Here is a 16,938-nt window from a genome sequence, read left to right on the forward strand (position 1 = left end):
ACACAAAAAGAAGTCCTTTCTCTTAACGAGAAAAGGACTTCTTTTTTGTTATCATTTTCTTTACATATAGCTTTTCTATTTCAATATACAACTGCGCTAACTGAATATACGAATGATAATTATTCGGTTTCTTTATAATGAATGAATATCGCTCCATAAAATTAACTGGTTGTACTTCCAATTTATTCGTATAACCTTCCATTTTATTCAAACAATGAACAGGTTGCTCATTTAGCCAATATACAATCGATAACAAATGTGCTGCAAAAAGAATCATTGGACCCTCAGCTTCTTGCTTCTTTCTGTTTCGAAATAGTGTTGCAATGTCTTCATGCTTACTTTTCCATACATTCAACAGTACAGGAATACTATTTTCAATTTCATTCCACGGCTCATATTGTCCTTCAATATCAAATATGAAGTAAGTATTTTGTATTATTTCTTCAAAAGACTGTTCTGTATGATACTTGATCGAATTTACACTTTCTTCAAAAAATGGTAAACACCGAAATTCTTTCGGTATTTCTATCACTCGCTCCATCCTTTATTTCCCCTTCATTCGCTTCTTTCCTTCACGACATACTTCTAGTAAGCGGCACTCTTCGCATTGTGGTCGCTGTGCTTTACAGTGATAACGTCCAAAGAAAATCATACGGTGATGTGTAACGCCCCATTCATCCATCGGAATTTTCTTCATTAAAGTCTTTTCCACTTCTAACACCGAATCTTTCCATCTACAAATCGCTAGCCGTTTACTCACTCTCTCTACATGCGTATCAACAGCAATTGCCGGAATGCCAAATGCTACCGAAACAACTACATTTGCTGTTTTTCTCCCTACTCCTGGTAATTTCGTCAGCTCGTCACGGTCTTCTGGAACTTTTCCGTTATAATCATCCAGCAACATCCGGCACAACTTTTGAATATTTTTTGCTTTATTTCTATACAATCCAATAGAACGTATATCTTGTTGTAACTCTTCTAAAGAAACACTTAAATAATCTTCTGGTGTTTTATATTTTTGAAATAAATTTTTCGTCACTTTATTTACAAGAGCATCTGTACATTGTGCAGATAATGCTACCGCGATTACTAGTTCAAACGGATTATCATGAATTAATTCACAATGTGCTTCTGGATACATATCCGCCATTGTGTCTAAACAATAGCGAATTTGCGTTTTATTTAACATATACTTCCTCCTACATTACTGCTCCAACCAATTATAAAAAGGCACTTTCCCAGTAAATTTCGTCTCTTGTTTTGTCGTTTGCTGCGTTCGTTGTTGATTTTCTCTAAATTTCCGTCCTTGGTTTTGGGCTTGATCTACTGTTTTAATACCATTCTTTTTCCACTCAAATAAAATACGATCAATATATCGGAAATTAAGCTTACCACTCATTACAGCTTCCCTGAGGGCCGCTTGAATTAAATTCGGATGATGTTGATCTTGATCTTCCCACATTCCCAACGTTTCACATTCAAATGGAGAAAGTGGTCTTCCAAATTCTTTTTCAAATACTGTATATAAATTTACTTGCAGTTGTTTTATTTCTTTTTGTTCGTCCTCTATTGATTCATTCATAAAGAAATGCAATATTTTTTCCCATAGCGGTTGTAAAGAATAACTTTCACACATCATCGCTTCTGATTTTTGTCCACCTTCTAGTGATAAAAAACCTTTTTGAATCAATGTCTGAATTACTTCCATACATTTCATTTCCGTAATCGTCATCCGTTCTGAAATCTCTGACGGAGTCGGAAACGAATTGCCCGATTCTAAAAATGTGTGTACATGAAGTACAACCATAAATTCCGTTTCATTTAACCCTAATTTTTTATAATGCATCATAAGTAATTTTGGAATTGCAATGCTTCCCTGCTCAAACCACTGTAACATCATTTTCTTTTTCATCACCAAACACCTCGCTCTCTAGTATAACACACCTTTCACTATTTCTTTTTGCCACAATTCGTCAAAAAAACCTTCCTATTATGTAGGAAGGTTTTTTTGACGAATTGTGTTAATAAAATATACAGTTAAGCTTGCACTTTACTGTTCATAAACGTATGAATGCGTTCTAATGCTTTCTCCACTTGTTCAAGAGATGTCGCATATGATAAACGAACGTTATTTGGAGCACCAAATCCTGTACCTGGTACAAGAGCCACTTTTTCCTCTTCTAATAGAGCTTTTGCCCAATCATCAACAGTTTCGTATCCTGATAAAGCTACAGCTTCTTTTACATTAGGGAATAAGTAAAATGCACCTTGTGGTTTAATGCAAGTAAAGCCAGGGATTTGAATTAATTTATCATAAATAATGTTTAATCTCTCTTCAAATGCTTGACGCATTGTTTCTACAGGTTCTTGTGTGCCTGCATATGCCGCGATTGCACCGTATTGAGCGATTGAAGTAGGGTTTGACGTACTATGACTCGCTAAGTTCGTCATCGCTTTAATAAGCTGCTTATTTCCTGCTGCATATCCAATACGCCATCCTGTCATAGAATGAGATTTAGATACACCATTAATAATAAGTGTTTGTTCTTTTAATGCATTAGAAAGCTGGGCAACCGAAGTATATTCTGCTCCACCATAAATTAATTTTTCATAAATTTCATCTGAAACGATTAAAATATCATGTTCTAAACATACTTCTCCAAGCTGTTGTAATTCCTCTTTGCTGTAAATCATTCCTGTTGGATTGCTCGGTGAATTAATAATAACTGCTTTCGTTTTCTCTGTAATTGCCTCACGCAGCTGCTTCGCTGTAATTTTGTACTCATTGTCTTCCAGGCCTTCTACATAAACTGGCTTACCTCCAGCGAGTTTTACTTGTTCAGGATAACTTACCCAGTAAGGCGTTGGGATGATAACTTCATCTCCTTCATCAAGTAATACTTGGAATAATGTATATAATGCATGCTTTGCGCCGTTACATACAATAATTTCAGACGGATCATACGCAATTCCTTGATCACGAGTAAACTTCTTCACAATTTCTTGTTTTAGCGCTTGTAAACCACCTGTTGGTGTATACTTCGTATGTCCTTCTAACATCGCTTTATGTGCAGCATCCATAATATGTTCTGGTGTATTAAAGTCAGGCTCTCCTGCCCCTAATCCAATTACATCATGACCTTCTGCTTTTAATGCTTGTGCCTTTGCTGTAATTTCTAAAGTTGAAGACGGTGTTAAAGCAGCTACTCGCTTTGCTAATTTCATTTGTAGTTCCCCCTACATCTATTTTTCAATGCTGTAGTGACCAGCATAAACCCCATTTTGAAATTCTAGATAGTAATACGTATAACGATCTTCCTGATCAATATATGTAATTTCCCACAACGGAATATCGTTTTGAGCACCTAATTTTACTTTTATAATTTCTTTTGGCTTTGGCTTCGGCTCATCGCCTTTTCCTGTAGCTTGTTCAGCCAACTTTTGCAAAGCCTCTTTTTCAGGAATACCCTCACTCTTTTTCTTCACAAGGACATTCCCTTTTTTATCAGGTACCCAAACAATAATTTGTTCTCCTTTTTCGTCTACACCTTGTACGACTGTATATGAAGAATTTCCATTATAATAATCAACAGATTTTACTTTTGTAAGCTTTGCTTTTTCCTTTGCAATTTCTACAGATTTTTCCTCTTTAGGAACTTTCTTTTCCATTGCTTTATTATAAACATACGCCCCATATATTCCGCTAGCAACGATTACGATAACGATTGCAAAGATCCACTTTTTCATTGTATCACTACGTTCTGTAAATCGTAAATACAGCTGTTTCTTTATCTTTTTCGTCTAATGCTAATCCGAACATGAGGTCCTGCTCTTTTAACGTACGATTCAAACTATCAACGATTTTATACAAGTCAGACGAATATTTAATACGCGTCGTTGATAGGACTTCGATTTTCTTATCCATGAAAAAACTCCTCCGTTACACAAAAATTTCTAATTATAGAAGAACGCAATGCGGTTACAATAAGAGTACATTCTTTACAACCCCTGCTTCATCACCCATCTATTATAGCAGGACATGTACAGCAAAAAAAGGTTTCAAGTCGAAAACCACTACATTTTGTATACAAGAAGTAAGAAAAATAAAATTCCTCCTACCCACATTTTTTACGCCTGAAGTTTAAATGTACTTCAGGCGTATTTTTCTTCCAAATTTATTCATTTGATTGTTCCTTTAATTGTTCTAACAATTCTTCTAACGGCCCTTCATAGAGCGGGACAGTTGGGATTGATTGTAAAAAATGTTTTCCATAAGTAGAGCTTGTCAAACGACGATCTAATACAAATACCGTTCCAGTATCTGTACTTGTTCTAATCAGACGACCAAATCCTTGTTTGAAACGCAAGATTGCTTGCGGGAGTGCTAACTTAGCGAATACGTCCTCTCCTTGATTTTTTAACCACTCTCCTTTTGCTTCCATCATCGGTTGATGAGGAGGCGTAAAGGGAAGCCGGACAATAACAAGGCAACTAAGGGCATCTCCAGGTATATCTATCCCTTCCCAAAAACTACTTGTTCCTAACAAAATTGATTTGTCGAACTCTTGAAATTTACGAATGAGACGACTTCGGCTCTTATTATTCACACTTTGCGTCAATAATAAATACCCTTCTAATTCCTCATCATTTTTCAAATTCGTATACGCTTCTTTCAACATTTCATACGAAGTGAATAAAACAAGCATTCTACCTTTTGTAGCTTTCGCTATTTTTGCAATATGTGCCGACACTGATTCAATATATTCTTCATTACTTGCTTGCTTAATAAAAGGCACATCCGTTGAAACCATTAATTTCATCTGTTCTTCAAAACGGAAAGGTGAAGGAACCTGTAATGTATTAGGAGCAAAATCATGTAAACCTAGCTCTTCTTTTATATAATCAAATGAATCGTTTACTGTTAACGTTGCTGATGTAAAAATAACACTCTTTTTCTGTGTTAAAAATTCATCAGCAAATCTTTCACCAATATGAACAGGCTGCGCATATAAAACTGTTGAATGAATTGTTCCCTTCGTTTCAGTCTCCATCCATGTCACGTATGAATTTTTTTCTAAAATGAGTAATTGTAAAGATTGTTCCATCTTTCTCAATAACTCAATTAAATGCATAAATTCACCTGTAACAACATGCATCTCCCATTCTAACTTACTTTGCAATATATCAACTTGCTTCTCAAGTGTAGTCAACAATTTCCTTACATCGTATACAAAACGATTTGTTAACTCGGTAATGCTATCCCATAACTTACCTTTCTCTACTTCCGTGTTATATCGATAAATGAGTGGCATATTGCTTATCCCTTGTTCCTGCTTTGTTTGCTTAAAGATAAAAGCACGTAACATTTGGAATAGCTCATCCGCATCAAATTTCAATTCCTTCAAACTATGACTCACCATACGGAAAGTCGAACGAGAGGCTTGTTCTGATTTTTTCATCATTTTATATACTTTAGAAAGTACATCATCTGTTTCTAGCGTACCAAGACGAGATAAAACTAGCTGGAAATACATACAGGAGAACTGTTCACCTAATGTTCTACTCGCCGCTTCCTCGATATGATGAGCTTCATCAAAAATAATATGTTCACATGAAGCAAATAGTGGTTCTTCACTTGAAAAATCTTGAAATAATAACGCATGATTTGTAATAACGATATCTGCAAATAATGCTTTATTCTTTGCTCGTTGATAAAAACAACGACTATACCAGTTGCTTTGCATCCCGCCTGGACTATGTACATCACTACAAATACGGTTCCAAAGTAACTTTCCGCCCTCAGGAATATTTAATTCATCCCGATCGCCAGTTTCCGTTTGCAATAACCACACTAAAATTTTGGCCTTTGTGAGCGCCATATCATAATTTTTCTCTTCCTCTTGCAAAGCATATTCAAATTTATGTAGACAAAGATAATGCTTTCTTCCTTTCAACAGAGCTACTTCAAATGAAAATGGCATTATTTTCTGTAATAATGGAATTTCTTTTTCTAATATTTGTTGTTGTAGTTGTACAGTTTGGGTACTTATGATGACAGGTTCTTCTTTTTTCGTTGCAAAATAAATACTTGGAAGCAAATACGCAAGAGTCTTTCCTGTTCCTGTTCCTGCTTCTATTAGTGAAAACCTAGAATCTCTTAGTGCTGTATATATTTCCTTCATCATAATCTGTTGGCTTTCTCTTTTTTCAAACTGTGGCATATTCAATTCAAGTTTATCGATTGTCTTATGCAAGAAAGCATCAAATTTAGATGAACATGTTTCACTGAGATTTAAAGAATAATTCCGTTTTCGAAGCGCAATATTTCGATACACTTCATACCCCTCTGCCTCTTTTTTACCATGCATCATTTTCTTTAAAATATTTTCAGCAAGTACATCCGCTATATCACTTTGAAAAACATCGCTCAATTCATAAAGCGATTGCAAGGTGACAAGTGGTAACTTTTCAATTTCATTTAAAAATTGTAAAAACAATTCCGCTGTTGCAAGAGCATCACTATCGGCACGATGTGGTTGATCGTGCTCTAGTTCATGTTGTTTAGCTAAATCACGTAATTTATAACTATCAGCCGTCGGCAAAAGAATTTGCGCCAACTCAACTGTATCAACTTTTGGGCAATGTACTTCTGTATATCCAGCCTGCCTTAATTCTTCCGTTAAAAAATTCCAATCAAAGTGAACATTATGTGCAACGAAAGCTGCACCTTGTAATAGCTCAACAACCATCGGGGCTACATCTTGAAATAACGGGGCTTGCTTAACCATACTCTCATCAATCCCTGTTAGCTCTGTAATAAATGGCGGAATCTCTCTCTTCGGATTAATAAAAGATGAAAAAATCTCTAATATCTCTCCATCTTCCACTACAACAGCTGCAATTTGGGTAATTTTATCCTTCCCATCCTTCCAGGAGTTCCCTGTCGTCTCTAAATCCACAACGACATAACGCTTACTCATATATGTAACACCTCAATTTCTTACCTATCAAACACATAATTATATAATGTTACTATACCACGTTTTATCTCATCTTAATGAAAAGATGCACAAAAAAGCTATCTCCGTAATAGAGATAGCCTTCTTACTTATAATATCGTACCCGCTTTTTCAGCACCTAACATTTCAATAATTTGATTATCATCGTCTAATACTGCAATTTTCGGCTCTTGTTTATGAATATTTTCTTCTGCCACTAAACCGTAGCAAATAATAATAACTTTATCCCCTGGCTGTACAAGCCTTGCAGCTGCACCATTTAAACAAACAACACCGCTACCGCGTTCTCCTTTAATAACATATGTCTCTAAGCGAGCACCATTATTGTTATTTACAATTTGTACTTTTTCATTTTCTACAATATTTACTGCATCCATTAAATCTTCATCAATTGTAATACTACCTACATAATTTAAATTTGCTTCTGTTACTGTAGCGCGATGTAACTTCGCTCTCATCATTGTGCGAAACATAGATGCTCCCCCTTATTTAACCGTTAATGTTATATTGTCAATTAATCGTACATTCTCAAATTTAACTGCAATTGCTAAAATGATTCGTCCTTCAATTTTATCTATTACTTGTAGTGAAGGATAGGCATATAAATCAGCATAATCTACAGTGCCTTTCGTATACGTCTCAATATACTCTTTCACAAGAGTTGTAATAATTTCTGAATTACGTTCGCCTGCCTCAATTCTTTCTTTCGCTACACATAGACTGCGGTATAAATGAGGAGCCTCTTCACGCTCTTCTTGTGATAAATACACGTTACGAGAACTTTTCGCTAATCCATCTTCTTCCCTTACAATATCCACTGGCACGATCGTAACCGGAATATTAAAATCAGCGACAAATCCTTCAATGACAGCAACTTGCTGTGCATCTTTCATACCGAAATACGCACGCGTTGGTAATGTAATATTAAACAGTTTCATTAGTACAGTCGCAACACCAGCGAAATGACCAGGTCTTTGTTTGCCACATAATACATCAGTACGCTTCACAACTGCTACTGTTGTCGTTTGTTCTGCTGGATACATTTCTTCTACGCTCGGATAAAATAAATAATCTACACCGTTTTCTTTTGCTACATTTTCATCTCTATCAATATCACGAGGGTATCGATCTAAATCTTCATTCGGCCCAAACTGTAGCGGATTGACAAACACGCTTAAAACGACAATTTCATTTTCTGCTCTTGCCTTACGTAATAGAGTCGCATGACCTTCATGTAAATAACCCATCGTTGGAACAAAACCAATACTTTTTCCACTTGTACGAAGTTCGTTTGTAATGTGCTGCATCTCTTGCACTGTAGTTACGATTTTCATTATTGTTTCCCTCCGTATAACGCTAAGCATTCTTCCTCTTTCATTGTGAATGAATGTTTTTCTTCTGGAAATTGTCCTGTCTTTACTTCAGTAACGTATTGTGAAATCCCTCGCACAATCTCCTCTTGAACAGACGTATATTGCTTCACAAATTTCGGAACACGATTTACGCCGTATGAGATAAGATCATGATAAACAAGTACTTGCCCATCTACCTTTCGCCCTGCTCCAATTCCAATCGTCGGAATTGTTAGTTGCTTCGAAATTAATTCTGCTAACTGCATTGGCACACATTCTAACACAAGCGCTATCGCACCAGCTTCCTCACATCTCTTCGCATCTTCTATTAATTTCTTTGCACTTTCAGCATCTTTTCCTTGTACTTTATACCCACCTAGTACTCCTACAGATTGAGGAGTTAAGCCTAAATGTGCCACGACAGGAATTCCCGCATTCGTCAAGTAATGAATAGTTGATACCACTTCCCCTGCACCTTCTACCTTCAGTGCATGAGCACCACTCTCTTGAACAATACGGCGTGCATTCACCATCGTATCTTGCAACGACACATGATACGACATAAATGGCATATCAGTTACAATAAACGTCTCTTTCGCTCCTCGGCGTACAGCTTTCGTATGATGAATCATATCCTCTACTGTTACAGGTACTGTTGAATCGTAGCCGAGCACAACCATCCCAAGGGAATCTCCAACTAGAATCATATCAACTTCAGCTTCTTCTGCTAACTTAGCAGATGGATAATCATACGCCGTTAGCATTGTAATCGGCTCACCTTGCTCTTTCATCTTCAAAAAATCTGTTTTTGTTTTCAAAAACTACTCCTCCTTTATGCAGGAGAGAGGAGATGGCCGAAATCATATAAAAAAACCCCTCTGGCCATAAAAGGGCAGAAGGGTTGTGTGTTAGTCGGCATTATTCATCCCTCTGTCCCAGTCCGTTATTGGATCAAGGCAGAATCCAAGTTATTAGTTTTCGTATTCTTCGAATCATGGTGCAGTTCGCTCTGATACTGCCCACATTCGAACTAATTATAGCAAACTCCGAAAAGGAATTACTACATTTTTTTGAAAAAATAATTTTTATTCTCATTACGGTATGTGAAATTTTTTTATAACTGACGCAATCATAGAAAGATAAACAGCTTTGTTTACATGCATAGTATAACTCTTAAAATATTGATGCAAGTTAATTGAGGAAAAGTACTTACAAAAGGAGAATGGCGAATGTCTATGAACAAATGGTTATCTCGGTTCATCAGTTTGCTTGTGATGATTGTATGGTGTATGACTTTAGGATCCTTCAATGTCTTTGCCTCAGTTAACGTCGGCACACAACCTATCGATTCAACAAAAGTAATTGAGGTCGAACTGAATGATGATTACTTTAACCCCAATATCATCACGATTCCGATTGAAGAATCAACAACATTACTATTAAAAAATAAAGGTAAAAACGAGCACACCTTTACAGTAAAAAAACTCGGCATTGACGTCATAGTTGAGCCAGAAAAAGAAAAAAGTATTACCGTGAAACCTAAAAGTACTGGTACATATGAATTAATATGCCGGTACCATCTCCTTAAAGGAATGGATGGCAAAGTAATCGTCAAATAACAAGTAAGAACAACCGGACGATACGTAAAATGAAAATTAGTTATTAAAAAATTTATTATCGTATTGCAAGATCAGCTCAAAATATGGAAATAAAAAAGAAGTTCCAAAAGAGGAACTTCTTTTACTTAATTTCGATATCCGCAGAATGAATATGATGTACTTTTCCCTCATGGTCCTCTAGAAGTAATACACCTTCTTCTGTAATCCCTTTTGCTAGCCCTGTAATCGACTGTCTCATCGTTCGGGCTGTAATTTCTTTCCCGATGCTCACAGCGTAACTTTCCCAAAGAATTTTAATAACAGAGAAACCATTTTGTAAATACTCTTCATATAATTTTTCTAGTTGTAAAAAGATTTGTTGCATAAGCTCTGCACGAACAATTGGCTTACCGGATTCAATTGCTAAAGAAGTAGCAATATGCTGAATTTCCTCATCAAAATGTTCTTGCTTTTGATTCGCATTAATACCAATCCCCATAATAACAGCATTAATTTTATCGGGATCCGCCTGCATTTCTGTTAATATACCTACAGCCTTTTTACCTTGAATTAAAATATCATTCGGCCATTTTATTCCTACGTTTACACCCGTACACTTTTCAATTGCTTGTGCAACGCTCACAGCCGCTAATAAAGTAAGTTGTGGTGCATGATGAACAGGGATTGATGGACGTAAAATAATACTCATCCAAATTCCTGTTCCTTTTGGTGAATACCATTTCCTGCTTAAACGACCTCTGCCCGACGTTTGTTCTTCTGCCACAACAATCGTTCCTTCTTCTGCGCCTTCATAAGCAAGTTTTGCTGCAATATGCTGCGTGGATTCAACAGTTTCTTCAAAATATACCGTTCTACCAATATGTTTCGTTTGTAACCCTAACTGAATTTCATTAGCAGTTACTTTGTCTGGCTTACCCGCAATGCGATAACCTAATCGACGCACAGCTTCAAGTTCATATCCCTCATTCCGAAGGTCCTCCATATGTTTCCACACAGCGGTTCTTGAACAACCAAGTTTATCACTAATCGTTTGGCCAGATACAAACGCGCCATCCGCTTCCGAAAAAACTTGCAATAACTGCTTTCTTATAGTAGATTGCATTCTTGCAGCCACTCCCTTATACACTCTTTCTCATTACCTACGTTTCCTTGTACGATTGCTTCCTCAATTTTTTGAATCATTTCAGCGACCCACGGACCGGGCTTTTTATTTGCCCAGTTTAATAAATCATTCCCAGTCACATTCATTTCTTGGCGACTCTTGATTGGCAATACTTCAAACAACGTTTGTACTCGTTTAACAGCTGTATGATCATAACTTTCAATCACCGCTTCATATACTCTTTCGGCCATTTCAGCGATATGAAGTCCCGTTTTATAAAGAAGGACTGTATCCCAATCCTTCTCCTTTCTCGTACGAATTGTTAATAAAACTGCGACGATATCTTTTATTTTTTTATTCGAAAACTTCCATTGACGCAAAAAGACAGATGGATGCTCTTCTCCGATACAATATAAGAAGAATGCCCATGCCTCAATGTCCGTTTCAAAAGAATCCCAGTTATACTGCGTAGCTTTTAATAATCTCTCTTCTGACATTTGTAAATATGGCAGATGAGAAAATAGCTTCGTTTCTACTAATTCTTGCAAGCCCTTCACGCAATATGTACCAGTTAACAGTTTCTCAAATTCCACTGTAATTCGCTCAATTGCAATATGTTCCAGTAAATGTCCATATGTTTCAATTGCTTGTTTCGTTTTCATTTCTAAAGAAAAACCTAACGTACTTACGAAACGAATACCACGCATCATTCGCAGGGCGTCTTCTTGAAAACGATCCGCAGCATTGCCAACTGTCACAATTTCTCTCTTTTGAATCGCTTCCTGTCCAGCAAATAAATCAACCATTTCGCCTTCTTCTGTCATCGCAATTGCATTCATTGTGAAATCACGACGTTTTAAATCCTCTTCTAATGAACGAACAAATTGAACACTACTAGGTCTTCGAAAATCTTCATATTCGCTCTCTGTTCGAAAAGTGGTTACCTCATAAGGTTCACCATTTTCTACCACAATTACAGTTCCATGCTCAAGACCAACAGGAACATGTCTTGGAAATATAGCCATCACTTCTTCTGGTAAAGCAGATGTCGCAATATCAATATCTCCAATCGGCCTATCGATAATAAGATCTCGTACGCTTCCACCGACAAAGTAGGCCTCATGTCCTTGTTGCTTTAAAGTCTCAATAATAGAGCTAGCTTTTTTAAATCTTTTCATTTTTGTCATCCCTTAGTACATCATAGTAAATCGTTTCATATTGTGAGACGATTTTTTCAGAGCGGAACTGCTCGTAAACACTTGCTCTTGCTCGCTCTCCCATATTACGGTGAAGTTCTTCATCCTTTAATAGCTGAATGGCTTGATTTGCCACTCCTGTTGGATTGCCAACTTCACATAAATATCCTGTTTCGCCATGTTGAATGACTTCTGGAATACCTCCAACCCTTGTTCCGATACAAGGTACACCACACGCCATCGCTTCTAATAAAACAAGACCAAAACTCTCCTTCTCTGAAAGAAGCAACATTAAATCACTCATCGCAAGTAGCTCTGCAACATTATCTTGCTTCCCTAAGAATAAGACGCGATCTTCAATATGTAGATTTTTCACTATCTGTAAAATCGTGCAAAATTCTGGTCCATCTCCAACAAGAAGCAACTTCGCATCTACTTCTGTAACAATTTTAGCAAATGCCTGAACAACATCTTGCACACGTTTCACTTTACGGAAGTTTGAAATGTGAATTAGTATCTTTTCACTCTCACTTATACCGTATTCTTTCTTTAATTGAGACATATCACGCTTGAAATATACACGTTCGTCTATAAAGTTATATACCGTTTGAATGTTTTTATTTGGTTTTACAAGCTCATGCGTTTCGTTAATTAATGAATGCGAGACAGCCGTCACAACATCAGATTGCTCAATACCAAAACGAATTAAATTATTTAGCGAAGGGTCGGAACCTAACACAGTAATATCTGTTCCATGCAAGGTTGTAACAATTTTAATACGCTCTCCAATCATTTGTTTTGCTAAATAAGCACAAATTGCATGTGGTATTGCGTAATGCACATGTAAAATATCTAGGTTTTCTCTTTGTGCAACCTCTGCCATTTTACTCGCTAACGCTAAATCGTATGGTGGATATTGAAATACAGAGTATTGATTTACCGTCACTTCATGAAAATAAATGTTTGGATACACTTTATTTAACCGGAATGGTAAACCCGATGTAATAAAATGAATTTCATGCCCGCGTTCCGCTAATTGCTTTCCTAATTCTGTTCCAACAACTCCAGAACCACCTACAGAAGGATAACATGTAATACCTATTTTTAATTTCATTTACATCCCCCTATTAAATCAGCATGTAATAAAACCGGTTTCTTACTCATAAATCCCTCGGCATATAAGACTCCAACTTCTTTTCCAAACATTTTCTCTCGAGCGACCACAGTTTCAACATAACCTTCTGTTAACGGCGTTTTCACACCATCACTACCTGTTGAAAACTGACTTTCATATGCTTCTAATGCTTCCACTTTTATAGAAAGGTACTCACTTATATCTATACAAAAATTCGGTTTATGAAAACCATTAATCATATAATAATAAAAAGACTCCACACGATGTGGTGGAAGCTCTGGCATATATTTACGAATTCCCGCTGAAAAAATAGCTTCTTCCACAAGTTTTGCACAATTCGCATGATCTGGATGACGATCTTCATAATACGGCGCAAAAACTAGTTTTGGTTTATATGTACGAATCACCTTTACAATTTCACGTATATACTCTTCTTTCATATACAAACCACGGTCTGGCATCGCTAAATTCAGTCTCGTTTTTACTCCCATTATACGAGCTGCTGCCTTTGCTTCTTCTTTTCTCAATTCTATTGTTCCATTAGAAGAAAGATCAGCTTCTGTTAAATCACAAATACCTACTTCATACCCTTGCTTCGTATATTTAGCAATGGTACCAGCCATGCCGATTTCAACATCATCGGCATGAGCACCAAACGCTAATATATGTAATCCACTCATAATTGTTCCCCTCATTTTCTTAACTTGCGGTAATCTAAATCTCCTCGCTCTAATGCGTGCATTAACATTTCAGCACTTGCCATATTCGTTGCAAGTGGAATCGCATATACATCACATAGACGAAGCAATGCATTTACATCTGGTTCATGCGGCTGAGCCGTTAGTGGATCTCGGAAAAAAATCACCATATCCATATCATTTTTCGCAATCATGGCACCAATTTCTTGATCACCACCAAGAGGACCCGATTGATATCTTGTTACAACTAAACCAGTTGCCTCCATAATACGAAGTCCTGTCGTCCCTGTTGCAAACAATTCATGTTGCTCAAAAATTGGTTTATATGCATACGCAAACGAAACCATGTCATTTTTCTTTTTGTCATGTGCGATTAAGGCAATTTTCATCCGTTGTCTCCCCTTTAGTCGATAATGTTTTCTAATCCGTACACAAGATGATCTAAATTCATTACTGTATCAATTGATAGTTTTACACCTGACATAAAGGATGCACGATTGAATGAATCATGGCGAACCGTTAACATTTGTCCATCTCCACCAAACATTACTTCTTGGTGTGCAATAAGTCCTGGTAAACGTACACTATGAATGTGAATGCCGTCTACATTTGCACCACGAGCACCTTCTAGTTGCTCTACTTCATTTGGGTGACCTTGCTGCTTTGATTCACGGTTTTGACGAATTAATTCTACTGTTTTTACAGCTGTACCAGATGGTGCATCTAATTTTTGATCATGATGCAATTCAATTACTTCAACATCTTGGAAGTACTTCGCTGCCATTTGTGAGAATTTCATCATAAGAACTGCACCAATTGCAAAGTTCGGAGCGATAATTGTTCCTACTGCTTTTTCTTTCGCATTCTCTGTTAATTGCTTTAGTTCTTCTTCTGTAAATCCAGTTGTACCAATAACAGAACGAAGTCCACGCTCAACTGCTAGTGTAACGTGTTGTTTCCCAACTTCTGGCGTTGTTAAATCTAACAACACATCTGCTTCTACTTCCTCTAAACAAGTATGTAAATCTGCGTAAATTGGCGCTTGTAACGCTGGCATGCCCGGTAAATCAGAGATTTTCTCTCCACCATGCTTATAATCCACTGCTGCTACTAAATTAAAATGTTCCGTTCTTTCCATAAGAAGGACTGCTTCATGTCCCATACGTCCTCTTGGTCCAGCGATAATTACTTTAATTTCTTTCATTATTCTTTCTCTCCCTCATCAATACGTGTCCAGCGATCTTTATCGCGAGTATTAAATTTATTCATTACAATGTTATGTGCTGTTTCTAAATCAATATTTAAACTATTTGCCATACAAATCATAACAAATAATACATCTCCAAGCTCTTCTTCAATACTACGTTCTGTTTCAGTTGTTTTCTTCGGTTTCTCACCATAATAATGATTAACCTCTCTTGCAAGCTCCCCCATTTCTTCCGTTAAACGAGCCATCATTGCAAGTGGACTGAAATAACCTTCTTTAAACTGACCAATATATGCATCTACTTCTTTCTGCATATCCTTCATCGTTTTTGTTTCCATACAATTCACCTCTAATCCTTCCTCTTTCATGTTAGCCAATTCATCGCGATTTGACAAATATTATTCCCCGCAAAACACCTATTTGCGACCCTTTTTTGGATAGACTATAATAAAGTGAAACTTCTTTTGCATGCTTTTCGCAAAAGATTAGTTGAACCAATCGGGTTCCTACGGCTGGTTTGTCCTTCTTCAGAGCTTTATCCCCTACCAGCCGTTGGAACGGGGTAAAGTGAAACTTCTTTTGCGGTTTTTGCAAAAGATTAGTTGAACCAATCGGATTTTTGTAGCCTTCACTATTTTCACTAGCAACTAGAAATTACTTATCATTATGTTTTACCGTTTCAGCGGAGCAATGCAATCTACATAATTAGGGGGATTTCTATATGACATCAAATTTGAGAATTCGAAATATCATTTTCATTTTAATCGGTTCCGCTATTTTTTCTTTCGGTATTGTGAATATCAATATTGAAAATCACCTTGCAGAAGGTGGATTTACCGGTATTACACTATTATTGTATTTTCTATTTAAGTTTGATCCTTCTTACTCAAACTTACTTTTAAATATCCCTATATTTTTTATTGGTTGGAAGTTACTTGGAAGAACGACATTTTTATATACACTAATCGGCACCTTTAGCGTATCTTTATTTCTATGGATTTTTCAGCGTTACGAAGTTCTCAACTTACATTTAAACTTACAAAATGATATGACACTCGCGGCTTTATTCGCCGGGGCATTTATTGGTATCGGTCTTGGGATCATATTTAAATATGGCGGGACTACTGGCGGTGTAGATATTATCGCGAGACTCGCTCATAAATATGTTGGCTGGAGTATGGGAAAAACGATGTTTATGTTTGATGCTATCGTCATTATCGTCTCTATTCTTACCTATTTATCATACCGCGAGGGCATGTATACGCTAGTTGCTGTTTTTATCGGGGCGAAAGTCATTGATTTTATGCAAGAAGGAGCCTATGCGGCGAAAGGAGCAACTATTATCTCAGATAAAAACGATGAAATTGCTGCCAAAATTTTATCTGATATGGAGCGCGGAGCAACCTTTTTAAAAGCTGTTGGATCATATACAAAAGTGGAGCGGAACGTATTATATTGCGTTGTTGCTAAAAATGAAATCGTGAAATTAAAAAATATTATTACTTCTGTAGATCCTCATGCCTTTGTTGCTGTAAGTGACGTACATGATGTAGTTGGTGAAGGTTTTACATTGGATGAGAATAAAAATCCGTTACATACATAAATGC

General features: G+C 36.7%; 19 protein-coding genes. 2 read left to right on the plus strand and 17 right to left on the minus strand.

Translation table 11 applies throughout. The annotated features are described in order from the left end of the window. Nucleotides 1-22: 22 nt before the first annotated feature. From ACUN28_RS21640 to panB, 10 genes are all read right to left on the minus strand, one after another. Entirely contained in the window at nucleotides 23-541 is a 519-nt protein-coding gene (locus ACUN28_RS21640) for a YpoC family protein (protein ID WP_016088616.1), read from the minus strand. A 3-nt stretch (nucleotides 542-544) separates the two neighbouring features. Next, a complete protein-coding gene (nth, locus tag ACUN28_RS21645; protein ID WP_016088617.1) occupies nucleotides 545-1,192 on the minus strand; it encodes an endonuclease III in 648 nt (215 codons plus the stop codon). Nucleotides 1,193-1,207: 15 nt separating this feature from the next. After that, nucleotides 1,208-1,915: a DNA replication protein DnaD gene (gene dnaD / locus ACUN28_RS21650; RefSeq protein WP_016088618.1), complete on the minus strand. Its 708-nt coding sequence runs from the start codon at nucleotides 1,913-1,915 to the stop codon at nucleotides 1,208-1,210. Nucleotides 1,916-2,040: 125 nt separating this feature from the next. Continuing rightward, nucleotides 2,041-3,228: an aspartate transaminase AspB gene (gene aspB / locus ACUN28_RS21655; RefSeq protein ID WP_016088619.1), complete on the minus strand. Its 1,188-nt coding sequence runs from the start codon at nucleotides 3,226-3,228 to the stop codon at nucleotides 2,041-2,043. 18 nt (nucleotides 3,229-3,246) lie between these two features. Further along, nucleotides 3,247-3,750: a cell wall elongation regulator TseB-like domain-containing protein gene (locus ACUN28_RS21660; RefSeq protein ID WP_016088620.1), complete on the minus strand. Its 504-nt coding sequence runs from the start codon at nucleotides 3,748-3,750 to the stop codon at nucleotides 3,247-3,249. A gap of 7 nt (nucleotides 3,751-3,757) precedes the next feature. Next, nucleotides 3,758-3,928 (minus strand): YpmA family protein, encoded by a 171-nt coding sequence (locus ACUN28_RS21665; RefSeq protein WP_000358352.1) that lies wholly within the window; start codon nucleotides 3,926-3,928, stop codon nucleotides 3,758-3,760. 250 nt (nucleotides 3,929-4,178) lie between these two features. Beyond that, nucleotides 4,179-6,983, minus strand: coding sequence for an ATP-dependent DNA helicase DinG (gene dinG / locus ACUN28_RS21670; protein WP_016088621.1), 2,805 nt, complete (start codon nucleotides 6,981-6,983; stop codon nucleotides 4,179-4,181). A 128-nt stretch (nucleotides 6,984-7,111) separates the two neighbouring features. Then, entirely contained in the window at nucleotides 7,112-7,495 is a 384-nt protein-coding gene (gene panD, locus ACUN28_RS21675; RefSeq protein ID WP_000490176.1) for an aspartate 1-decarboxylase, read from the minus strand. A gap of 12 nt (nucleotides 7,496-7,507) precedes the next feature. Next, nucleotides 7,508-8,356 (minus strand): pantoate--beta-alanine ligase, encoded by an 849-nt coding sequence (panC, locus tag ACUN28_RS21680; RefSeq protein ID WP_016088622.1) that lies wholly within the window; start codon nucleotides 8,354-8,356, stop codon nucleotides 7,508-7,510. Further along, nucleotides 8,356-9,192 (minus strand): 3-methyl-2-oxobutanoate hydroxymethyltransferase, encoded by an 837-nt coding sequence (gene panB / locus ACUN28_RS21685; protein WP_016088623.1) that lies wholly within the window; start codon nucleotides 9,190-9,192, stop codon nucleotides 8,356-8,358. Before panB ends, panC begins: the two co-directional genes overlap by 1 nt. 411 nt (nucleotides 9,193-9,603) lie before the next feature. On the opposite strand from panB, the gene ACUN28_RS21690 reads away from it, so the two are divergent. Then, nucleotides 9,604-9,993, plus strand: coding sequence for a cupredoxin domain-containing protein (locus ACUN28_RS21690; protein WP_016088624.1), 390 nt, complete (start codon nucleotides 9,604-9,606; stop codon nucleotides 9,991-9,993). Nucleotides 9,994-10,114: 121 nt separating this feature from the next. On the opposite strand, the gene ACUN28_RS21695 is transcribed toward ACUN28_RS21690, so the two are convergent. Genes ACUN28_RS21695 through ACUN28_RS21725 form a run of 7 tightly spaced genes read right to left on the minus strand, consistent with a single transcriptional unit; the run spans nucleotide 10,115 to nucleotide 15,669 of the window. Beyond that, nucleotides 10,115-11,095: a biotin--[acetyl-CoA-carboxylase] ligase gene (locus ACUN28_RS21695; RefSeq protein WP_016088625.1), complete on the minus strand. Its 981-nt coding sequence runs from the start codon at nucleotides 11,093-11,095 to the stop codon at nucleotides 10,115-10,117. Beyond that, nucleotides 11,080-12,273 carry a CCA tRNA nucleotidyltransferase gene (locus ACUN28_RS21700; protein ID WP_016088626.1) on the minus strand — a complete coding sequence of 398 codons (1,194 nt, stop codon included), beginning with the start codon at nucleotides 12,271-12,273 and terminating at the stop codon, nucleotides 11,080-11,082. The genes ACUN28_RS21695 and ACUN28_RS21700 overlap by 16 nt, the downstream gene beginning before the upstream one ends. Then, complete coding sequence (bshA, locus tag ACUN28_RS21705; RefSeq protein WP_016088627.1) at nucleotides 12,260-13,405, minus strand: N-acetyl-alpha-D-glucosaminyl L-malate synthase BshA; 1,146 nt, start codon at nucleotides 13,403-13,405, stop codon at nucleotides 12,260-12,262. The genes ACUN28_RS21700 and bshA overlap by 14 nt, the downstream gene beginning before the upstream one ends. Next, nucleotides 13,402-14,106, minus strand: coding sequence for a bacillithiol biosynthesis deacetylase BshB1 (bshB1, locus tag ACUN28_RS21710; RefSeq protein WP_016088628.1), 705 nt, complete (start codon nucleotides 14,104-14,106; stop codon nucleotides 13,402-13,404). The genes bshA and bshB1 overlap by 4 nt, the downstream gene beginning before the upstream one ends. An 11-nt stretch (nucleotides 14,107-14,117) precedes the next feature. Further along, nucleotides 14,118-14,513: a methylglyoxal synthase gene (mgsA, locus tag ACUN28_RS21715; protein WP_000684767.1), complete on the minus strand. Its 396-nt coding sequence runs from the start codon at nucleotides 14,511-14,513 to the stop codon at nucleotides 14,118-14,120. Nucleotides 14,514-14,527: 14 nt separating this feature from the next. Beyond that, a complete protein-coding gene (gene dapB / locus ACUN28_RS21720) occupies nucleotides 14,528-15,328 on the minus strand; it encodes a dihydrodipicolinate reductase (RefSeq protein ID WP_000658814.1) in 801 nt (266 codons plus the stop codon). Beyond that, nucleotides 15,328-15,669, minus strand: a complete 342-nt coding sequence (locus ACUN28_RS21725; RefSeq protein ID WP_016088629.1) for a nucleotide pyrophosphohydrolase — start codon at nucleotides 15,667-15,669, stop codon at nucleotides 15,328-15,330. Before ACUN28_RS21725 ends, dapB begins: the two co-directional genes overlap by 1 nt. A gap of 383 nt (nucleotides 15,670-16,052) precedes the next feature. Here ACUN28_RS21725 and ACUN28_RS21730 point away from each other — a divergent pair, with 383 nt between their 5' ends. Then, entirely contained in the window at nucleotides 16,053-16,934 is an 882-nt protein-coding gene (locus ACUN28_RS21730) for a YitT family protein (protein WP_016088630.1), read from the plus strand. Nucleotides 16,935-16,938: the final 4 nt, after the last annotated feature.

The sequence above is a fragment of the Bacillus sp. WC2507 genome (genome assembly GCF_052656125.1).